20 protein-coding genes are annotated in these 20,457 nt (G+C 56.9%); 11 read left to right on the top strand and 9 right to left on the bottom strand.

What is annotated here, in order from left to right:
* Window positions 1-199, top strand: a 199-nt coding sequence (locus VFE46_15860) for a hypothetical protein (GenBank protein HZZ29474.1), incomplete at its 5' end; no start/stop codon positions are given.
* Between the two features lie 173 nt (window positions 200-372).
* Here the strand turns inward: VFE46_15860 and VFE46_15865 are convergent.
* Both VFE46_15865 and metG read right to left on the bottom strand, forming a co-directional pair.
* Window positions 373-2,199 (bottom strand): PHP domain-containing protein, encoded by a 1,827-nt coding sequence (locus VFE46_15865; GenBank protein ID HZZ29475.1) that lies wholly within the window; start codon window positions 2,197-2,199, stop codon window positions 373-375.
* Between the two features lie 95 nt (window positions 2,200-2,294).
* The gene (gene metG, locus VFE46_15870; GenBank protein ID HZZ29476.1) at window positions 2,295-4,499 is read right to left on the bottom strand and encodes a methionine--tRNA ligase; all 2,205 of its coding nucleotides are present in this window, start codon (window positions 4,497-4,499) and stop codon (window positions 2,295-2,297) included.
* Window positions 4,500-5,077: 578 nt separating this feature from the next.
* On the opposite strand from metG, the gene VFE46_15875 reads away from it, so the two are divergent.
* From VFE46_15875 to VFE46_15885, 3 genes are all read left to right on the top strand, one after another.
* The gene (locus VFE46_15875; GenBank protein ID HZZ29477.1) at window positions 5,078-6,763 is read left to right on the top strand and encodes a thioredoxin domain-containing protein; all 1,686 of its coding nucleotides are present in this window, start codon (window positions 5,078-5,080) and stop codon (window positions 6,761-6,763) included.
* 187 nt (window positions 6,764-6,950) lie between these two features.
* Window positions 6,951-8,300, top strand: a complete 1,350-nt coding sequence (locus VFE46_15880; protein HZZ29478.1) for a diguanylate cyclase — start codon at window positions 6,951-6,953, stop codon at window positions 8,298-8,300.
* Between the two features lie 18 nt (window positions 8,301-8,318).
* Window positions 8,319-9,692 (top strand): PAS domain S-box protein, encoded by a 1,374-nt coding sequence (locus VFE46_15885; protein HZZ29479.1) that lies wholly within the window; start codon window positions 8,319-8,321, stop codon window positions 9,690-9,692.
* Window positions 9,693-9,756: 64 nt separating this feature from the next.
* On the opposite strand, the gene VFE46_15890 is transcribed toward VFE46_15885, so the two are convergent.
* Both VFE46_15890 and cdd read right to left on the bottom strand, forming a co-directional pair.
* Window positions 9,757-11,508 carry a nucleoside transporter C-terminal domain-containing protein gene (locus tag VFE46_15890; protein ID HZZ29480.1) on the bottom strand — a complete coding sequence of 584 codons (1,752 nt, stop codon included), beginning with the start codon at window positions 11,506-11,508 and terminating at the stop codon, window positions 9,757-9,759.
* Between the two features lie 103 nt (window positions 11,509-11,611).
* Window positions 11,612-12,049 (bottom strand): cytidine deaminase, encoded by a 438-nt coding sequence (cdd, locus tag VFE46_15895; protein ID HZZ29481.1) that lies wholly within the window; start codon window positions 12,047-12,049, stop codon window positions 11,612-11,614.
* A gap of 17 nt (window positions 12,050-12,066) precedes the next feature.
* Between cdd and VFE46_15900 the strand changes: the two genes are divergently transcribed.
* The 5 genes from VFE46_15900 (at window position 12,067) to VFE46_15920 (ending at window position 15,021) form a co-directional block, all read left to right on the top strand.
* Window positions 12,067-12,705 carry a class I SAM-dependent methyltransferase gene (locus VFE46_15900; GenBank protein ID HZZ29482.1) on the top strand — a complete coding sequence of 213 codons (639 nt, stop codon included), beginning with the start codon at window positions 12,067-12,069 and terminating at the stop codon, window positions 12,703-12,705.
* Window positions 12,706-12,826: 121 nt separating this feature from the next.
* Window positions 12,827-13,663: a hypothetical protein gene (locus VFE46_15905; protein HZZ29483.1), complete on the top strand. Its 837-nt coding sequence runs from the start codon at window positions 12,827-12,829 to the stop codon at window positions 13,661-13,663.
* A gap of 60 nt (window positions 13,664-13,723) precedes the next feature.
* A complete protein-coding gene (locus tag VFE46_15910; protein ID HZZ29484.1) occupies window positions 13,724-14,284 on the top strand; it encodes a pyridoxamine 5'-phosphate oxidase family protein in 561 nt (186 codons plus the stop codon).
* Window positions 14,285-14,379: 95 nt separating this feature from the next.
* Window positions 14,380-14,694, top strand: a complete 315-nt coding sequence (locus VFE46_15915; GenBank protein ID HZZ29485.1) for a YciI family protein — start codon at window positions 14,380-14,382, stop codon at window positions 14,692-14,694.
* Window positions 14,695-14,802: 108 nt separating this feature from the next.
* Complete coding sequence (locus VFE46_15920) at window positions 14,803-15,021, top strand: hypothetical protein (protein ID HZZ29486.1); 219 nt, start codon at window positions 14,803-14,805, stop codon at window positions 15,019-15,021.
* Window positions 15,022-15,307: 286 nt separating this feature from the next.
* Here the strand turns inward: VFE46_15920 and VFE46_15925 are convergent, their stop codons facing one another.
* From VFE46_15925 to deoC, 4 genes are read right to left on the bottom strand one after another with little or no spacing between them, the layout of a single operon-like run.
* On the bottom strand, window positions 15,308-16,597 hold the full coding sequence (locus VFE46_15925; protein HZZ29487.1) for a thymidine phosphorylase: 1,290 nt from the start codon (window positions 16,595-16,597) through the stop codon (window positions 15,308-15,310).
* Window positions 16,594-17,430 carry a purine-nucleoside phosphorylase gene (locus tag VFE46_15930; protein HZZ29488.1) on the bottom strand — a complete coding sequence of 279 codons (837 nt, stop codon included), beginning with the start codon at window positions 17,428-17,430 and terminating at the stop codon, window positions 16,594-16,596. Before VFE46_15930 ends, VFE46_15925 begins: the two co-directional genes overlap by 4 nt.
* Before the next feature lie 56 nt (window positions 17,431-17,486).
* Window positions 17,487-17,846 (bottom strand): four helix bundle protein, encoded by a 360-nt coding sequence (locus tag VFE46_15935; GenBank protein ID HZZ29489.1) that lies wholly within the window; start codon window positions 17,844-17,846, stop codon window positions 17,487-17,489.
* A 49-nt stretch (window positions 17,847-17,895) separates the two neighbouring features.
* The gene (gene deoC, locus VFE46_15940; protein ID HZZ29490.1) at window positions 17,896-18,606 is read right to left on the bottom strand and encodes a deoxyribose-phosphate aldolase; all 711 of its coding nucleotides are present in this window, start codon (window positions 18,604-18,606) and stop codon (window positions 17,896-17,898) included.
* A 208-nt stretch (window positions 18,607-18,814) separates the two neighbouring features.
* Between deoC and hisI the strand changes: the two genes are divergently transcribed.
* Window positions 18,815-19,210, top strand: coding sequence for a phosphoribosyl-AMP cyclohydrolase (hisI, locus tag VFE46_15945; GenBank protein HZZ29491.1), 396 nt, complete (start codon window positions 18,815-18,817; stop codon window positions 19,208-19,210).
* A gap of 49 nt (window positions 19,211-19,259) precedes the next feature.
* On the opposite strand, the gene VFE46_15950 is transcribed toward hisI, so the two are convergent.
* On the bottom strand, window positions 19,260-19,667 hold the full coding sequence (locus VFE46_15950; protein HZZ29492.1) for a thioesterase family protein: 408 nt from the start codon (window positions 19,665-19,667) through the stop codon (window positions 19,260-19,262).
* A gap of 296 nt (window positions 19,668-19,963) precedes the next feature.
* Between VFE46_15950 and VFE46_15955 the strand changes: the two genes are divergently transcribed.
* A complete protein-coding gene (locus VFE46_15955) occupies window positions 19,964-20,455 on the top strand; it encodes an acetolactate synthase (GenBank protein HZZ29493.1) in 492 nt (163 codons plus the stop codon).
* Window positions 20,456-20,457 lie beyond the last annotated feature (2 nt).

Consider the following 20,457-nt stretch of genomic DNA (forward strand, 5'->3'; position numbering starts at 1 on the left):
CTCGGCCCGTTACGATTGCGGCGGCGAAGATCATTACCACCTCCGCGATTTGAAAACCGGCGAGGTGCGAGATCTGCCGGTTGATTTCGACCCGCGATTGCTGGAAAAGCTCAACCCGCAACTCTTGGAAAAACTCGCCCGCGACGGCTTTCAAGTGACCGGTTACCGCCTGGAAGTGCTGGGACGCTTCAAGCGGTAGCGCGGAATGTTTAACCACAGAGGACGCGGAGGAACACGCAGGCCGGAAATTTATAAGGAAACCAGGAACCTAGGAAAGCAAGAAAGGAAGATCGGACAATCTCTTTGCTCCTGCTTTCCTGGCTTCATTATAAAATCTTTCTTCTCTCCATCCTCTGCGGTTAAAAAATCCGCTCACTTGCGTCCCAGCAGTTTTTTGATTTGCGTCCACGGCCGGGTGTTGGCCACGTCGGCTTTGGTTAGCCCTGCTCGCCGGGCTTGCAGAATGCCGAACCGCATGACGTCCAAGCCCGCCACGCTGTGGGCATCAGTCGAAATAACCACCGGAATGCCGCGCTGCCGGCAGGCGGCGCAGTGAATGTCGTCCAAATCGAGCCGAGCGGGATTGCTATTGAGTTCCAAGATTTTTTTGTGCTTGAGCGCGGCTTCGTAAACCGCTTCCAAATCGACATCGTACGATTTGCGGCGGTTGATGATGCGGCCTGTCGGATGGGCGATGGCGCACACGTTCGGGTTGGCCAACGCATCGACAATCCGCTTGGTGATTTGCTCGCGCGGTTGGTTCTGGCCAAAGTGAACGCTGGCGACGACCCAATCGGCCTGGCTGAGGCATTGATCGTCCAAATCGAGCGAGCCTTTTTCCAGAATGTCGACTTCTACGCCTTTGAGCACCGTGAAGCCTCGCAGCTTTTCGTTGAGCTTGTCGATTTGTTCCCACTGTTTTTTCAGCCGGTCCGCATTCAAGCCGTTGGCCACGCTCACACGGGGCGAATGATCGGTAATGGCAATGTACTTCAGCTCCAGCGATTGAGCGGCGGCAACCATTTCTTCCAGCGTGGCCTTGCCGTCGGAGGCATCGGTGTGCATGTGCAGGTCACCGATCATGTCGCTCAGCTCGATGAGGTGCGGCAATTTGTTTTCCGCCGCCCAGGCAAATTCCCAGCGATCTTCTCGCAATTCAGAGGGAATCCAGGGCAAATCGAGCGTGGCGTACACGTCTTCTTCCGTGCGCCCAGCGATGTAAATTCCCTCGACGCTGTCGTCATTCGATTCTGCGACCGCCGCTTTTTTCGTTGGTTTGGTTTTCGTTTTTTCAGTCGAGGCGGTTTTTTTCTTGTCCTTTGCTGGCACAACTACTTGGAACACGCCGTATTCATTGATTTTCAAACCCCGATCTTTCGCCATGCCGCGGAGCACCACGTTGTGTGCCTTGGAGCCGGTGAAATAAACCAAGGCCGCGCCGTATGACTTGGCGGGCACAATGCGTAGATCCACCTGCAGGGCGTTGGCCAACTGGACCGACATTTTTGTTTCGCCGCGCGCAAGCACGCTAATGACGCTTTCAAACGCGCCGAAGTGATCCATCACTTCCGTCACGCGGTCGCTTTCGACCAGCATGTCCAAATCGCCGATGGTTTCTCGCCCGCGGCGGTAGCTGCCGGCCAATTCCATTTGCTGCACATGTTTGCAAGCCTGCATGTGCGCTAGCAGCGCCTGGGCATACACGTCGGCTTCGGCCCAATACAACCGAGCCACTTCCGGCGAAGCAGCGAACGCCAATCCGGCGAGAATGGCCGCCTCGGTCTTTTCACCAAAGCCCTTCAGTACTCGCACCTGCTGCGCTTCGCAGGCTGCTTTCAACTCTTCGAGGGTTTTAATTCCCAACTCTTTGTGCAGAAGCGCCGCTTTTTTCGGCCCCACGCCGGGAATGCGCAACAGCGCCAGCACGCTGCTTGGCACCTGGGCTTGCAATTCCACCAGCATGGGAAGCGAGCCGGTGGCCACCATGACTTTGATTTTCTCGGCCAGCTCCGCGCCGACGCTGGAAATTGCCGTTAGCTTTCGCTCTGGATCCGCCGCAATTTTTTCCAGCGGCTCCGATAAATCGCCAATCGTGCGCGAAGCATTTCGATACGCTCGCACCCGGAATGGATTGGCATTTTGAAATTCCAGAATGTCGGCGACCAAATCGAAGGCAGTGGCAATCTCGGCGTTTTTCATACAAAAGCAGGCGGCATGCGGCGGGGGGCAAAAGTTCGGATTTCAATTCACCCGATTTTGAACCGCCTGCTGCCTGCTGTCTACTGCCCGCTTCGCTAGTGCACGCGGTGGCCGGGTTTGGCGCCGCTGTCGGGCGAAAGCAAAAATACTTCGTCGCCGCCGCCACCGGCTGCCGTAACCATGCCTTCGCTCAAGCCAAACTTCATTTGCCGCGGTTGCAAATTGGCCACGCAAATTACGAGCCGGCCCACGAGTTTTTCCGGCTGCGGGTATGCTTTTTTGATGCCGGCAAACACGGTTTTCCGCACATCGCCGCCGAGGCTCAGCGTGAGCTTGAGCAACTTGCGGGCGTCGGGAACTTCCTCGGCAGTGAGAATGCGGGCCACTCGCAAATCGATTTTAGTGAAATCGTCGATGGTGCATTCCGCGGCGAGCGGCTCGGCGGCCAGCGCCTCGGGACCATTGTTGGAAACAGACGAGGTTTGAGCTGCGAGGGAGGAGGGATTAGCCCCGGCGGCCACGCCGGGTGAAGCGGATGTAGTCGACTCGGTTGGTTTACTCTCTTCGATCATGGCTTGCACCTGTGCAGGTTCAACTCGGGTGAGCATTGGTTTGAATTTGTTGACGCGCGTGCCTACCAGTGGCGTTTTGGCTTGGTCCCAATGCGTGATTGGATCGTTGAGCAATTCGCCGGCTTGCTTGGCCAGTTCCGGCAAAACCGGAGCGAGGTAAATGGCGAGTTGGCGGAAGAGATTCAAGGCGACTGTGCAAATATCTTGTAGCTCTTTGGCGCGAACCGGATCTTTTCGAAGCGCCCAGGGAGCTTTTTTGTCGACAAATACATTTGCTTGGTCGGCCAAAAACATGGTTTCGCGCATTGCACTGCCGAAATCACATCGCTCATACGCATCTGCAATAATGTCCCCATAATCCCTAGCCGAATTGAAATAACTCCAACCTGTTCGTACTTCAAGACTTTCTGGGCCTGAATCTTTCTCTGAGTAAGGAACGTAGTTATTCGACAATCCCGTCTCTTCCACAAACCTCGCGGTGCGGCTGGCGAGGTTCACGACTTTGCCGACGAGGTCGGAATTCACTTTCATCACAAACTCGTCGGGGTTCAAGTCAAGGTCGTCGACGCGCGAACTGAGTTTGCTAGCGTAGTAATAGCGCAAGTAGGCCGGATTCAGATGCTTCAAGTAAGTCGACGCTTGGATGAACGTGCCCTTACTCTTAGACATTTTCTCGCCGCCGACGGTGAGAAAGCCGTGAATGTGAACTTTCGTCGGCAATTGAAAGCCGGCGATTTGTAACATGCCGGGCCAAAACAGCGTGTGGAAGTAGGTGATGTCTTTGCCGATGAAGTGATGAATTTCGGAAGCTGGCGCGTCATCGCTCCGCTGCGCATCGCGGCTAAACGGTGAGCCGATTTGCGAATTCCCGTTCCGCGGCCACCACGTTTCAAACTTCTGGCCATTTTTTTGGCACCACTCGGTGAGCGAGGCCATGTAGCCGATCGGGGCGTCGAACCATACGTACCAATAATTGCCGGGGCTGTCGGCAATTTCGAAGCCGAAGTACGGCACCGGGCGGGAAATATCCCAATCGTGCAGCGGCTCGTTGAGAAAATGCCCTTTCAAATAATTGGCCACTTCGGATTGCAGCGGCGAGTGTTCGTCGCCGGTCTGTGACCACTGGCTCAAGAATGCGTGCAGCTTTTCCAGCTCAATAAATAAATGTGGCGCACTGCGCAGCTCCGGCTTGGCCCCCGAAAGCGTGCTGACGGGGTCGATCAAATCGCTGGGGCTGTAGGTTGAGCCACAGTTGTCGCACGTATCGCCGTATTGATTGGGCGATTTACACTTGGGGCACGTGCCCTTCACAAATCGATCGGCCAAAAATGTTTTTGCCGCCGGATCGTACAATTGGGTAACTTCGCGCTCGCGCACCATATCGGCGGCCCGCAGCGATTTCCAAAATTCGCCGCACAGCCGCCGGTTTTCCGAACTATGCGTGCTGCCGTAGTTGGCAAAATCGATGTGAAAGCCCGTGAAATCGCGCAGGTGCTGCTCGCGCATGTCGGCAATCAGCGCTTCTTCGCTGCGGCCTTCTTGCCGGGCGCGAATCATAATGGCCGTGCCGTGTGTATCGTCGGCGCAAATGAAAATGCAGTTATTGCCACGCAGCTTTTGGAACCGCACCCAAATGTCGGTTTGGATGTACTCGACCAGGTGGCCCAAATGGATGGGCCCATTGGCGTAGGGAAGCGCGGCGGTAACAAGAATTTGGCGAGCGGTCATGTGAACTTGGGCTGGGCTGCTGGCGCAATCGACTGGTGAAGCCGGACATTGTAGGGCAGATATGGCCTACCACGGAATGGGAAATTTTGGCCGCGTTTTCACCACAAGCGCGCAGTCAGCGAGAGAGCAGGATTAGCCGCAAATGAACGCGAATGCACGCAAATAAAAACGGAAGGCCGGCAATGCGTCACAAGTTGTTTATGTTCATCCTTATATATTCGCGTTTATTTGCGTTCATTTGCGGCAGTAACGAAAGCTGCTCCGTGTCTCGGTGCCTCCGTGGTGAATTTCCGTTGAAAAAATCGGAAAGCTGCTCTTGCACTGAAAATGGGCGGCGGTTGCTCTTGTGACAACGACGCCGGTCTACGATGATCTCACCTCCCAGACTCCAGGGAAGGGTGTTGGGTTCGCGGCAACGAGCCGTGTCAGCCTGTTCCGAGGAACGCAATTCAGCCTGCCATGCGGACTGAATGTGAGCCATCGGTGGTCGGCAAGGAAGCCGACTTCAGGCAGACACCGGCCGCGTTTTCGTGTTTGCGCTCCCTGGAGGACACCATTGCGATCCAAGGAGGGAGCGCATGAATTTGGCATTCCTTGCGGCGGCGATGATTTCGTTGGCCGCCCCGGGCGATAGTACCTTCATTCCGACAGCCGAGCCGCAAGCTGCAGCACTGGGCGATTGGCCAATTTCGCGCGGCGGCGAAATGCAATTCGTGCAGTTGGGCTATGCGCCAACCGGCGACACGATGCTTTTGGATTTTGGCGCCGAATGGTGCGGCTTCTGCCGGCAAATGAGCCCCGTCGTTGGCTCCATTCAGGCCGAAGGCTACCCAGTGCGCCGCGTGAATGTCGATCAGGAGCGCGCACTGGCCAATCGCTTTGGCGTGCAAGGGCTCCCCTGCTTCATCATGCTGGTGAACGGCAAGGAAGTGGATCGAGTGGAAGGGGCCACGGATCGCAACCGGTTAATGGCCATGTTTACCCGCAACGGCGTCGGGCCGGCGGTGAATGCAGCGCGCGGGCAATCGCCGGGAATGGTCGCCACTTCCGGCGCGGCAATTCCCTTCCCGCCCACGCAGCCAGCTTCGGCTTCGCCGGGCGATCCAAATGTGGGATCCGGCGGCCGTTTTGTTTCCCGCACCGATACATTGGCCAGCAATGGCACTTTTTCCGCGCGCAATTCAGCGATTCCTCAATACAACGATCAGCGAAACGATCCGCGAGATAACCTGCCCGTCAGTTCGCCGATGGAGAGCACTACCAGTTTGCCGCAAGCATACGATGCTTTATTGCGGGCTAGTGTGCGTTTGAGAATCGAAGATGAAACTGGCATTTCGCGCGGTTCGGGAACCATAATTGACTCCCGGCAAGGCGAAGCGCTGATCATTACCTGTGGCCACATGTTCCGCGAAGCGGCGAAAGATGGAAAAATTTGGGTCGATTTATTCGGGCCTGGCGCTCCGCAAGGCGTGGCGGGGAAAGTGATCGATTACGATTTGAATTCGGAAGTAGGCTTAATTCGCATTGCCACGAAGTATCCTCTGACAGCCGCCCGGTTAGCGCCGGCCGGTTATGTGGTCCGAGCTGGAGATAAAGTGATCAGCATGGGCTGCGATGGCGGAGCTGACGCCACGCCGCGGGAAACCCGGGTGACTTCCATCAACCGTTATGCGGGCGCAGCCAATTTGCAGGTGGCCTTTCAACCGGTGCAAGGCCGCAGCGGAGGCGGGCTGTTCACTCCCGAGGGTTGGGTGGTGGGCGTGTGCTTTGCAGCCGATCCCATAGCAGGCGAAGGATTGTTTTCTGCTTTGCCAACGCTGTGCGCAGAGTTGGATCATGTCGGCTTGTCGTTCGTGTATACAGGGCCATCGGCCGAAGGGGTCCAGCTTGCAGCCGGCGGCCGACAACCGCGGCATAGCATTGAAACCGCACAAGTCGAAAGCCAAAGCTTCGATGGCAAGCGGTATTCGCCAGATGGCGGCAATGTCATGCGCGATCGCCAAGTGCAATTGACCGGCCAAATTCAGTCGGTTGGAGTGACGCCCACGGCATTATCGGACCGCGGTGGGCAGCAATTATCGCCCGACGAACTGGCGGCACTGCAAGCGATTAGTCATGAAACCGAAGGGGCCGAAGTCATTTGCATTGTGCGGCCGCAAGGAAATCCGCAAGGGGCGAGCGAGTTTATTGTCATAAACCACGCCTCGCCCGCCTTGTTGGAGCAACTGACGGCCCAACAGTCCCCAGCGACCGAGCGGCGCTAAGACCCGGCGGTGATCTGCGCCCAGCGGTGGTTCGATCGGACCATCTGAATTGATCGGCTTTGCCGGCACATTCGGCATCGTCGGCGAATCTGCTGTAATCTTGGGGCCAAGCACGCTCTATGGCCTAAAGTTCCCTAGGCGCGATGCCACGTAAATGGGGCGGACATCGAGGGGAGCTTTGCACATTGTGTTGGGCTTTTTGTTGTTGATCGTCATTAATTTGACCGTTGGGTACGCGCTGGCCTTGTGCTTGCACCGGCCAGATTTGCTTCCCGCGGCGGTGCGCGAACGATTCCCCGCATTCGCGTTGCCGACGCTAACTTCCGCCGCCGCGATGCCAAACGTTGCTTCCGCATCGCTTGTGCAAAATTTCCCGGCGGCCAATACCAACATGACGAAGCCGTTCCCTTCGCCGACAGCCGATCCTGCATTGTCAACAACTATTACGCCGCTGGATTCACCCCGGGCCAAACCGGCTAGTCAGCAACCATCTTCGGCCCCGCAGACTGGCGCGGCGGAACACGCGGTGGTGAAGTTTCAAGACGATTTGCAAGGTTATCGCGACAATCTGAACACGCTGAACGAGCAAGTACGCCAGCAATCGGCCGAGCCAAATCCACGCAATGTGCAGGGCTTTGTCACCCAATTCGATCAACTGACCGACCATTATCTGCAGCGGCAAGAAGAGCGGTTGCAATCGCTCCAAGGAAATTCGGCTTCAGCCGACCCTGCTTGGGCCCAGCCGTGCCTGGCTGCCGCACAGCACCAGGCGGCGGCAATCGAAAGCACTCGGGAAACGTTGTCGGGGACGGGCGAGTTAGCCGACGCGGCTGCCGCTTGCCGCCAATTCCTGTTGGCGACCGGCAACTTAGCCAGCGCCAACCAATCACTGCAGGAGGAGCTCGATCGTACTTTGAACCGCGTGCGCGCAATGCCGCCCACCGCAGGCAACGAATCTTTAATTTCGAGCGAAGCATCCGCGCCCGAGGCTGGCGCCGAGGCGCCCGAAGTAATGTCGTCAGATAATTTGGAGCGTGCGGTCGCGGAATTCATTGAACTGCAGGCCGAGGGCGCGCAAAAATTCAGCGTGGCCCTGGTCGAAATTGATCAATTGGCCACGATTAACGCGCAACATGGCCAGGCAGTCAGCAATCGCATTTTGCAGGCCATCGAGCAAACTTTTATTTCGCTTACGCCCCGCAGCACATTGGCCAAAGATTCCCAACGGCAGCAGTTGCTCTATTTTCAGCTTGATGTTGCCGTTCGCGATGCCACGCGCGGCGTGGAACAAGTACGGCAACGCATTGCCGCCGCCAACTTTCAGCACGACGAAAACCGGGTATTGGTGACCATCAGTTGCGGCGTGGCTGAAGCCATCGGCGAGGAGCAACCCCAAGACATTGTCGCACGATTGCTGGCCATGCTCCGCGAAGCTCAGCGATATGGACGCAATTGCACGTTTTTCCAAGAAGGCAAACATTCCGCGCCTGCCATTCCACCCACGGTGGTTGTGGAAGCCCGGGTAATCGAAGTGTAGCGAAAGATTGAAATTACCATGAACACGATCTCCAGCAATTCCGACGCTGTGGCCAATCCATCGGGCGTGGCGACTTTAAGCAATGGAAGCCAAGAAGCCGCCAATCAATTGCAGCGACGAGGCGAAGTGCTGGTAGCGCTGGGACGCCGGGCAGTTGCCGTGCCCGGCTGGCGTACGCTGGCGTACGATGCGGCGGCATTGGTGGCGGAAACACTGAATACGGACCAATTCGGCGTGGCCGAGCTCTCGACCGATCGCACCAGCCTCACCGTGCGCATGGCCGCCACCGACAACGAAGCCCAAGAACATGCGCTGCCGCAGGCCATACCGTTCGCCGAAGCGACATCGCTGGCTGGTTACGCGCTGAGCATGGCCCAGCCCGTGGCGACAGACGATCTTTCCATCGAGTCGCGCTTTCAAGACCGGTTGCTGCGGCATCGCGGTCTGCAATCTGCCGTGGCAACCCCGCTGTTGCACGGCAATGCCTCGTTCGGCGCGCTCATCATTGCCGCCAAGCAGCCTAGGGTGTTCGCGATTGACGAACTGCAATACTTCGAAACCATCTCCCACATGGTCAGCGCCACCATCGCGCATGAACGCGCTCGTGAGGAATTGGAGCAGGAACGACGCTTTCAAGGCGCCATGCTCGATTCCACCCCCGCGCTCATCCTGACGCTATTGCCCGGTGGCCAAATTGCTCAGGTAAACAAAACGGCTTCGAAAATTTTAGGGTTTAAGTCGGGCGAATTACAGGAACAAACCCTGTGGAACGTATTACTCCCGTCCGACGAGTTAAAAGCCTTTCAGCAGGCCTTCGGACAAGTGGCTCCTGGCGGCAATCCCGTGCTCGTGGAAAGCTGGACACTGACGAAAGCGCACGAACGCCGCAAAATCCATTGGTCGCTGGCCGGATTAGCGAACAAAATCGGCCAGCTGGATCGCATCGTCATGACGGGAATTGATGTCACTCGTCAACGTGAAGTGGAGGCCGAGCTGGCTCAAGTTCGTGGTTCCACCGCCGGCGATGCCAGCCAAGAGCCCCAGCCGTTTAGTGTCATTCCGGCCGGCAAGCACGGCGATCGCCGGCAGCGCACCCGCCGGGCCTTCCCCTACGTGCAAAAAATTGCCCCGCTGATCCCTGGAACATCACCTGAAAATCATGAATACCGCTCGGTCCGCTGCCGCGACATTTCGCCGACGGGTTTTTCGTTTCTCTCGCCCACGCCGCCCGATTTCCAAGATTTAATCGTGGCGCTGGGCGCCGATTCCACGACGACCTATTTGGCCGCCCGGGTCATGCACGCCACGATTGTGGAGCGCGACAACAAAGTTGCGTACATTGTCGGCTGCCGCTATTTGTCTCGCGCTGAACCGGATGGTCCCCAAGCGTAATCAGACAGCTTCGACGATCGCCTGAAGGCCCAGCCTGCCGGCTAATTTTAAATAGCGAGCGTAACTACTTCGCGGCGGCCGATTTCTTGTCCGTCGAGCCTTTCGCTGATGGGGCCGGGACGGACGGGGCCGGCGCGGATGGGGCTGGGGCGGACTTCGCGGGCGATGCTTTCTCCGACGATGTTTTATCGGTCGCGGACTTTTCCGTCGAAGCCTTGTCGGAAGGCGCCACCTGACTTTTTTCTGACGATGCAGGAATAGCATTTCCCACGGGAATGGCTTGTTTTTGATCCGTCGCGGCGGCGGTTTCCGCACCGGTAGTCGAAGTGGCCGCTGAGGGTGCTTCGGCCGTGCTGGGCAAAAGTATCCCGGCAATCGACGCATTGAGCAGCGTGGCAGTAAAGCCCACGAATAATGCTCGCATCCCCAACCGCGCCAAATCGTGCCGGCGATTGGGCGCCATGCCGCCGATGCCGCCGAGCTGTATGCCCACCGAGGAGAAATTTGCAAATCCGGTTAAGGCAAAAGCGGCCAATTGAAACGACCGCGCACTCATTTCATTGCCCGCAATCATGTCCTTCATTTTCAGAAATGCAACGTGTTCGTTGATGGCCAATTTCGTTCCCAGCAAACTGCCAACGTGCCCTGCATCTTTCCACGCCACGCCCATCAAAAACGCAACTGGCGAAAAGATCCAACCGAACATTTTGCTGAGCGAAAGGCCTTCCATCCACGCCGGCGCGGTTTCCACCGTGAAGACGTGCAGCCAAATCAACAGTGGCCGAATGCCCGAAAGCAGCGCGTCGAACATAGCGACAAAGGCAATGAACACAATCAGCATGGCGGCGACATTTAGTGCCAGGCTCAATCCGTCCGAAGTACCAGCGGCACACGCATCCACCGTGTTCACATACGGCGATTTGTCCATTTTCATTTCGCTTTGGCCGCCCGTTTCCGGCTTGCTGACTTCCGGCAAAAACAGCTTCGACAAATACAAGCTGCAGGGGCAAGCCATGACGCACGTGGTAATCACCGCCACGGGATTGGCCCCATAGCTGATGTAAACCGCCATCAAGCCGCCGGAAATGTGCGCCATGCCGCTGGCCATGAGTACAAACAATTCGGAATTCGTCATCCGTGGCACGTAGGGCCGCACAATCAGCGGCGCTTCGGTCTGTCCCATAAACACGTTGGCGGCGACCGAAAGCGTTTCCGCGCCGCTGGTGCGCATCAAGTACAACATCACTTTGGCAAATAGCTTGACCAACCGCTGCAAAACGCCAAGGTGGTAAAACACCGTGAACAGTGCCGAAAAGAACAGAATCGGTGGCAGCGCCACAAACGCAAACTGAAAAGCGTATCCGGTCGGAAATAGCCGCGCCCACGTGCCTCCGGCATCCGCAGGCCGTGGATCATACAAGTTGCCAAATACAAACTTTGAACCTTCCTGCACAAAGTTCAACATCTGCTGCACTACCCAGCCCATGCCCTCAATTGCCGTGTGCACAAATCCTACTTTCAGCACCAAGATCGCCAGTATCGCTTGCAGTCCAATTCCCCAAACAATCGTGTGCCAATTCACGGCCCGTAAATTGGCGGAGAATACGGCCACAATGCCAAAAAAGAAAATCACGCCTGCCACAGCCTGCCCATGGGGACCAATGGTCTCGCGTGCATAAAATGCGGCCAAGCCGATTCCAACAATCACGGCCAAAATCGCCAAGCGCCAACTGATGGGCGTCGGCTTGTAAATTTCCGCGGGCGGCGGAGCATCGTGCACATCGACGGGGGTTTCCAGCGATTTCGGCGGCTGCATGCGATTGAACCTAGATAAGGCCAGCGTGCGGGTTAGAAAAGAGAGGCGTAAAAAGATGATAACTTGCCGTTTGCCGCTGCACCACGGGGTGAGGCAAAGCCATTCAGGTCGAGAAAACAAACCGCCCCGGCAGTAGGGTTTGCATATTGGTCTCCTGCACACCTTGGGGGGCGTTGGGCCGGTCGGAATCGACGAGCAGAATCGGCAATTCGGGGGCAAATTCCACCAGCACCTGCCGGCACGCTCCGCAGGGCGAATGTCCGCCGGGCGTGGCCACGGCCATGGCAATCCAATTGTTGTCTGGGCCCGTTTTGCCTTCCCCCGCAGCCACCGCACTGACAATTGCCGACCGCTCCGCACAAATGGTCAGCCCGTAGGAAGCATTTTCGACATTGCAGCCAGTGAAGATTTTTCCAGACGCCGTAACCAAAGCCGCTCCCACATGAAACTTGGAGTACGGCGCATGGGCCTGTTGGCGAACTTCACAGGCGGCCAAAATCAGCTTTTGACGCTGATCTGGGGTCAGAGTTTTTGTGGCCATGATGCTTGTTGTATAACATGCAAACTGCCATTCCTCAACAGGCCAACTTTCCGCTGTGGTCTTCCATGGATCTCAAAACTTTGCGCGCTTACGAGCAACATGCCCATGCGTTTGCCAGCGATTGGCACGCACAGCCGCCGCCAATCGATTTGCACGCGGTTGTTCGAAAGTATTTTGTACCCGGGGGCCGTACCGCCGATATTGGCTGCGGCAGCGGGCGCGATACGGCCTGGCTGGCGGCCGAGGGATATCCTGCCGTCGGCTTCGATTCTTCCGCCGCGCTATTGGCCGAAGCCCGGCGACGCTACCCGCACCTGCGGTTTCAACTGAGTGCGCTACCCGATCTGCCGGACATTGCAGACAACAGTGTTACGAATGTTTTGTGCGAAACCGTCATCATGCATTTGGATTCCACGCTGATCGATCTGGCTGTTCGCAGGCTGATGGCTATTTTGGAGGCTGGGGGAACGCTGTATCTCAGCTGGCGGGTGACCAGCGGCTCCAATCAGCGCGATGAACACGGCCGGCTTTACACGGCTTTTAATTCCTCGTTGGTCGTCAACGCGCTGCCGAATACAGAAATTTTGCTCGATGAGCAAGTCAGCAGCGCGTCATCCGGAAAAACCGTTCATCGCGTGGTGGTCAGAAAGAAATAATGGTTTGCACCCAGACAGCATGATGGCCTGCTTCACGGCATGAATTTGGCCTGCCCGCTGCAAACCTGCTATGCTGTTTCCTGCGGAAGCGATCAGGCAAAGTAGTACCAGGAGATTTTTGATGAACGCCGCGAAGTGGTTCGTCCCGTTAATGTTATTTGCCGGCGCAACTTGTTGCTTCGGCCAAACCACACCTCCGCCGACTAGCGCGCCCGCTGCAAAAGCCGCCTATGCCGCGGCAGCCAAAGCGTACGATATTCCCACGCGCAAGGGCGTGACCGACAGAGTGCTGGTTCTTGCACCCAACGAACCCAAAGCGGCCGTTATTTTACTGGCCGGCGGCAATGGCGGCCTGCAATTAACTCCCAGCGGCGGCATCACCACGCTGGCGGGAAATTTCTTGATCCGCAGCCGGCAGATGTTTGTCGACGCGGGATTGCTCACCGTGATTGTCGATGCTCCTTCCGACCATCAAACGGCGCCGTTTTTAATTGGCTTTCGTGTCACACCGCAAAATGTGGCCGATATGCAGGCGGTGATTGCCTGGGTGAAGAAACAATATAAATTGCCCGTGTGGCTGGTCGCGACCAGCCGCGGCACGCAATCGGCAGCGTATGTGGCGACTTCGCTGACGGGCGCCGACGGCCCAGACGGCCTGGTGCTGACCTCAAGCATTCTTAACGACAACAAGGAAGCGGCGGTTCCCAGCATGGCTTTGAATCGGGTGCGCATTCCCGTGCTGATTGTGCACCACACGCAAGATGGCTGCAGCAAATGCCCCTACAGCGACGTGCCGGCCCTGCTGGCCAAATTTTCCGCCGCGCCTAAAAAGCAATTGATCCCCATTAGCGGCGGGCAAAGCACCGGCGACCCCTGCGAAGCCAGGTCGCACCACGGCTTCAACGGGAACGAGCAGGAAGTGGTGACGCAAATCGCGAATTGGATTACCGCAAAATAGTTTGACCTACACTTGCATGGGGCATTCATCTCGACGGAAACGAATCGGAGGCGCCGGCCCATGGCCAAGTTTTACAACGAACTGAACGACATGCTGCGCGAATTCATCGCCGCGCAACACATGTTCTTTAATGCGTCGGCGCCCAACCAGGGCCGCTTGAACATGTCGCCCAAGGGGCTCGATACGTTCCGGATTCTCAGCGATCGTCGGGTCGCATATCTCGACCTCACCGGCAGCGAGTGCGAAACTGCCGCTCACCTAGCCGAAAACGGCCGGCTGACGCTGATGTTTTGCAGCTTTGACGAAAAGCCGCTCATTTTGCGGCTGTATGGCCGTGGATGGGTCGTTCATCCGCGCGATGAGCAATGGGCCGAGCTGCGGCCAAATTTCCCCGATCTTCCCGGCGCGCGACAAATTATTGTGCTGGATATCGAATCGATTATGACCACTTGCGGCTTTGCCGTGCCCCGGTACGAGTTCCTTGGACAGCGCGCCACGCTGAACGAATTCGTGTGCAAAATGGGGGACCAAAAAATGGACGAATACCGCCGCCAAAAAAATCAAACCAGCATCGACGGCCTGCCGACGCTTTTGTTTGAAGACGCGCCGCAACAAGTTTAATCCGCGGTTCAGCCGCGAGAGCGTCATAAAGCCGGCGATGGTATCGCCGCTCGTTTAGGGTGGTAGCATTTAGCGGAGCGCGCAAAAACCCAACCATGCACTACTTATTATCTTACGAAAAAGCCCTCGACCACGCCCAGCGCGAGCCGCCGCATCAGGCTGCCCATCGCGATCATGTTCGCTCAGCACTGTCTCGCGGCGAGTTGGTTCTCGGCGGCCCGCTGCTCGATCCGGCCGACGGCTCCAACATGCTTTTATTCCGCGCCGACTCCGCCAGCGCAGTGGAAAAGTTTGCCAAAACCGATCCGTACGTGACCGGCGGCATCATCACCCGCTGGCACATCCGCCCCTGGCAAACCGTCTGCGGCAAAGGCGCCGAATGTTTGCTGCCGGATTTTAAGGTTCAGTAGGTTAGGAAGGAACATCATGCGCGAACGGAGGGACCTAAACGGCGTATTGAAAAGCAAATTGTGCGATCCAAATCACAAGGACTATAATAGTTCTAGCAGGAGAACAAGATGACTGATTCACTTCAACAAGCCTTCGCCGAGGCAGCAAAGCTTCCAGCAGCGGAGCAAGAGCTTTTGGCCACACGAATGCTTGCCGAAATGGCAAGTGAAGATGAATTCGATCACCACATTGCCCGTACGTCCGACAAACTTGCAATATTAGCGCGTGAAGCACTGGCCGAGTACCGAGCCGGATTGACCGAAGAACTCGACCCGGATCGTCTATGATTTCCCGCACGACGCGCGGCTTTCGAGAATTGTTCGCGACATTGCCGGCACAAGTCCAGCGGCAAGCAAGGCATTCCTATCGACTGTTTCGGAATAATGTCGAGCACCCTGGTTTGCACTTCAAGCAAGTCCACACCGACCCACCAACGTTTTCAGCACGCGTAGGTATCAGTTATCGGGCAGTCGGCGTAAAAGATGGCGACGTAATAACGTGGTTTTGGATTGGTTCACACGCTGATTATGAAAAGCTGCTTAAACAGCTATAAGGCGATCCCTGCAAGAACCACTAATTCGCTCCAATCCGCTCGACGATTAGCAGCGAGGGAGAAATCGGCTGCTCGGAAACGGTGATCGCCTCGGTCACCATTTTTTTAGCCGTCTCGGCTTTGGCGGGCGGGGCGAAGAGGCGCACTAGCGGTTGCCCCTTTTCGATTTTGTCTCCCAGGCGAACCAGCATTTCCAGGCCAGTGGAAAAATCGAGCTTGTCGCCCAGCTTTTGCCGGCCGCCCCCAAGTTCGATAATCGCAAAGCCAAGCTGCTCGACGTTCATGGTGGCAATGCAACCGGCACGGGAAGCAGTGACTTCGGAAGCCGGGGCGATCGGGCGTTTGGCATCGAGATTGCCGCCTTGGGCTGCGACCATTTCGCGGAATTTTTCCAGGGCTTTGCCGGAGCGGATCAATTCCAGCAAGCGATTGCCGGCGGCGGTGGGCGATTGTTCCAGCCCGGTCGAAACCAGCAGCTCCGCGGACAGCGCAATGCACAGCCCGAGCAAATCGTTGGGGCCTTTCCCTTGCAGCGTGGCCACGCTTTCGTCCACTTCCACGGCGTTGCCCGCCATGCGGCCATGCGGCTGATTCATGTCGGTCAGCAGGGCCGTGGTGCGTACGTTCATTCGCTCACCGGTGGCCACCATGGCCTGAGCGAGCGCGCGGGCATCTTCTTGTTTTCGCATGAACGCGCCGCTTCCCCATTTCACGTCGAGAACCAAGGCGTTCAATCCCTCGGCCATTTTTTTGCTCATGATGCTGGCGCAGATGAGCGGGATGCTGGGCACGGTACCGCTGACATCGCGCAGGGCGTACAGTTTTTTGTCGGCTGGCACCAGATCGGCGGTGGCGCCGGTAATGACGCAGCCGACTTTTTCCACAACCTGGTGAATCTCTTTTTCGTTCAAATTAGTGCGGAAGCCGGGGATCGATTCCAGCTTGTCGAGCGTGCCGCCGGTAGCCCCCAGTCCGCGGCCGGAAATCATCGGCACTTTCAGGCCGCAACAGGCCAGCAGCGGCGCGATGACGAGCGAAGTTTTATCGCCAATGCCACCGGTGGAATGCTTATCGACCAGCGTGCCAAAGCCTGCCGGCCACTGTAATGTGGCGCCGGAGCGAAGCATCACGTCGACCAGGGCGGCCGTTTCCGCTGGATCCATGCCGCGGAAAAAAATGGCCATGGCCAGGGCCGACATTTGATATTCCGGCACTTCGCCGCGAACGAAGCCCCCCATGAATTCAGCAATTTCGTCGGTCGAAAGCGCATGGCCGTCGCGCTTTTTCATGATCACGGCGACAGGATTCATGATTTTGCCTCTTGCTCCAACACGCCCAGCACGATGGTGCGCACCTTGTGTTCGGCGGCGGCGCCAATGGCGACCACTTCCTCGCCGGTGGTTGGCTTGGGATTGGGATCGTCGGGCCGGCACTCGTTGGTCACCGTCGAAAGCGCCAGCACGCGCAAGCCAGCATGAACGGCCACAATGACTTCAGGCACGGTCGACATGCCCACCACGTCGCCGCCGATTTTACGCACGAAGCGCTGCTCGGCCCGGGTTTCGTAATTCGGCCCGGAGACGGCCGCATACGTGCCACAATGGGCCACAAAATTCGATTTCCGCGAGATTTCCAGCGCACGGCTGATCAGATCACGGTCGTAGGGCTGGCTCATGTCGGGAAAGCGCGGGCCGAGCGAATCTTCGTTGATGCCGATCAGCGGATTGCCCAACATCAGGTTGATGTGATCTTCCATCACCATTACATCACCGGAGCGATAGAGCGGGTTCAATCCGCCGCAGGCGTTGGAGACAATCAGCAGGTTGATGCCCAAGGCCTTCATCACGCGCACCGGCAGCGTGATTTTCCACATGGGATAACCTTCGTAAAAATGAAATCGGCCTTGCATGGCCACTACCGGCAGCCCGGCGAGCGTGCCGCACACCAGTTGCCCTTTGTGGCCGATGGCGGTGGACACAGGAAAGTGTGGGATTTCTTTGTACGAAATGTTCGTGGGCGATTCGATGGAAGCGGCCAGATTTCCCAGTCCCGTGCCAAGGATAATGCCCGCTCGGGGTGTTTGCGGCCAGCGAGCGCGAATGAACGCAGCGGCGTCGGCGATTTTGGGAAGTTGGTGGAGCATAAGGAAATGCAGAAAGCAGAAGGCAGAAGGCAGAAACAGTTGGAGAACTGGTTTGACTACTCCTCTTTTGCGTTTTTAATGATGGTGACAAAAATTGCGATTAACTCTTCGGCTTCCGCTCTCAGCGATACCAACCGATCGGGCGTAATAATTTCTCCGTCTTGCAACAATTCAAACCAGTACGAAACTTCTTCCAATTCCATCAATGCAATGTTTACTTTAGCAGCGAATTCATGACCGCTACGTGCTCTCGTCGCTTCCCTAAAATTTGCGCCGACTCCCATGCCCGCGCGAAGCAATTGATCGGCGATCCGTTGTCCTTCAAGCGTTTTAGGCAAAGCCCGAGCAAGCCGCAAGATACGCAGAGCAAATTCTTTTGTTCGCAGTTTTAGATCTGCCCAGCGCTCATTTGGCATTTCAACAGTTCTTTCTAATCTGCCTTCTGCTTTCTGCCTTCTGCCTTGGTTAGTATCCGGCGCCGGTCGATTTTCCGCCGCCGATGATTGGTTCCGGTGCGCTGGTGCCAAGGCGCGTGCAGCCCAGTTCCTGCATTTTGAGCGCTTCAGCCTGCGTGCGCACGCCGCCGGCCGCTTTAATGCCCACTTGCTTTGGCGAGTGCTTCCGCATCAAGGCCACATCTTTTTCCGTGGCGCCTTTGTAGTTGTAATCGCCGCTGGCTTGCTTGACGAATCCGAAGCCGGTGGAAGTTTTCACGTAATCGACTCCCAGCTTGCCGCAGATTTCGCAGAGCTTGATTTTCCACTCGTCCTTGGTGAGATAATCATTCTCGAAAATCACTTTCAAAACGGCTTTATGCTGCCGGGCTACGTCGAGGACAGCTTTGACGTCGCGCTCCACAAAATCCCAATCTTCGCTCATGACTTTGCCGATGTTCACAACCATGTCGAGCTCGGTGGCGCCGTGCTCGCAGGCCAGCTTGGCTTCGGCGGCCTTGATTTCCGGAGCGTTGCTGCCGTGTGGAAAGCCAATGACCGTGCCCACCGCCACGCCAGAACCACGCAGGCGGTCGGCAGCCAGCTTCACGGCGTACGGTTTAATGCACACGCTGGCCACACTTAATTGCTTGGCCTTTTCGCAGCCTGCGTGCAGTTCCTTATCGGTCAGCGTGGGATGCAACAGGGCTAGATCGATCAATTTGGCAAGATCAGCAGACATGGGCTCACTCGCAAATGAATTGATGGGATGAATCCTGCATTTTACGCGGCAGAAACTCAGTGCCAAGTGGCGAGAACCGAAACATGCGTGCTGCGAGCGTGGCCATTCGCCGGCCGCGCTGGCCGGTGAACCGTTCGTCGGCTATCCTTGTCTTGCCCTTCGCAACTGCCATATTCTTTTGTGGGCCCTCCACACGGAACCGCAGTCCATGGAACTATCGCTAAACATTCCCGACTTTTCCAAGGGGGATGGCCTGCTGCCGGCCATCGCTCAAGATGCCCAAACCGGCGAAGTGCTGATGCTCGCTTGGATGAACGCAGAAAGCTACGCCCAAACAGTCGCCTCGGGACAGGCGGTTTATTACAGCCGATCGCGCGGGAAGCTGTGGCGAAAAGGAGAGGAAAGCGGGCACACGCAGCAAGTCGAAGGAATTTTCGTCGATTGCGACGCCGATACCATTTTGCTCAAAGTGCGGCAAGTTGGCCCTGCCTGCCATGAAGGCTATCGCAGCTGCTTTTTTCGCCAACACTCGCCCCAAGGGTTTGAGATTGTGGCCCAGCGGCTGATCGATCCGTCGACGGTGTACAAAAGCGGCCATCCATGATGGGCCGGATTAATTCGGCCGTGCATTGATCATGACGCTTTGCTCTGATTCATTTTCCTTCACTCTCCGACGCGTCGGGCAGCAACCAATCGGGAATGCGTTTCGGCTTGCCACTGCGATCAATGCACGCCACAATGCTGCGGCCCCGGGCCAGCAACTCGCCATCTCGGAACACTTCGTAAGCATGCTCCATGCGCGCTCCTTTGGCTCGCACCACACGGCACCGCACGGTAAGCAAATCGTCGAAGCTGGCGGGCAGAAAATATTCGCAGCCGATTTCCACTACCACGAGCATTAAGCCCGACTCTTCAACCGCACGATAGCTTTTCCCCACGGCACGCAAAAACTCCACGCGGGCCTGTTCAAAGTAGATGAAATAATTTGCATGATGCAGCCGGCCTTGGCCGTCGGTTTCCTGGTAACGCACTCGAATCTGCGTATCGTGCTGGGAAAGCATGGGGTGGGGAACTGGTGGTCTGGTGCCTGGTGGTCTGGTGTCTGGACCTGAAAGTCTAACGTGGATGCGGTTTGAGCATCGACAACAACCTTAATCGATTTTCTGGACCGATGCGATTGCGAAGTCTGGCTTTGCTGTCCGGTGAGCGCGCCCTTTAACCCTAAGGCCGCTTTACCGCAGCACGTTGACGGAACTTTTAGCAGCCTTTATATTTGCAGTTCGTACGCATGCATCCTGGGAAAGGTTTACTCGACGGTTTGCCGCCGGCTGGCTCTTTCTAGCGTTACAAATACCGCATGAGTTTTGGAGAAGGCACTAGCACCGATTTTGCCACCATGCGAGGACGAAACTATCCGTCCATTCGCCAATTCACGGTTTTTTTGGAGAACCGCGTTGGCCAGTTGCTGGAGGTGGTGCGGCGGTTCGAGGGAAGCCGGGTCAAAATTGTCGCGCTGTCAATTACCGATTCCTCCGAGTGCTGCTTCGTGCGGTTCTTGCTCAGCCATCCAGAGCAAGGACGGGAAATCTTAGAACGGGCCGGCCTAGCGATGATCGAAAGCGATTTGATCGGGGTAGAACTGCCCGAGGGGCATCAGCCGCTATTGCAAGTGTGCACCGCCCTGCTGCAGGCCGAGGTGAACATCATTCAGGCCTATCCACTACTGGTGCGTCCGCATGGGCGGCCGGCGGTGGCGCTGATGGTCGACAACATCGAAATGGGCTTGGAAACGCTGGGCAGCAAAGGTTTCACCATGATTACCGAAGCCGATTTATCAGAAGACGAGTGACC

The sequence above is a fragment of the Pirellulales bacterium genome (assembly GCA_035656635.1).
Lineage (GTDB): Bacteria > Planctomycetota > Planctomycetia > Pirellulales > JADZDJ01 > DATJYL01.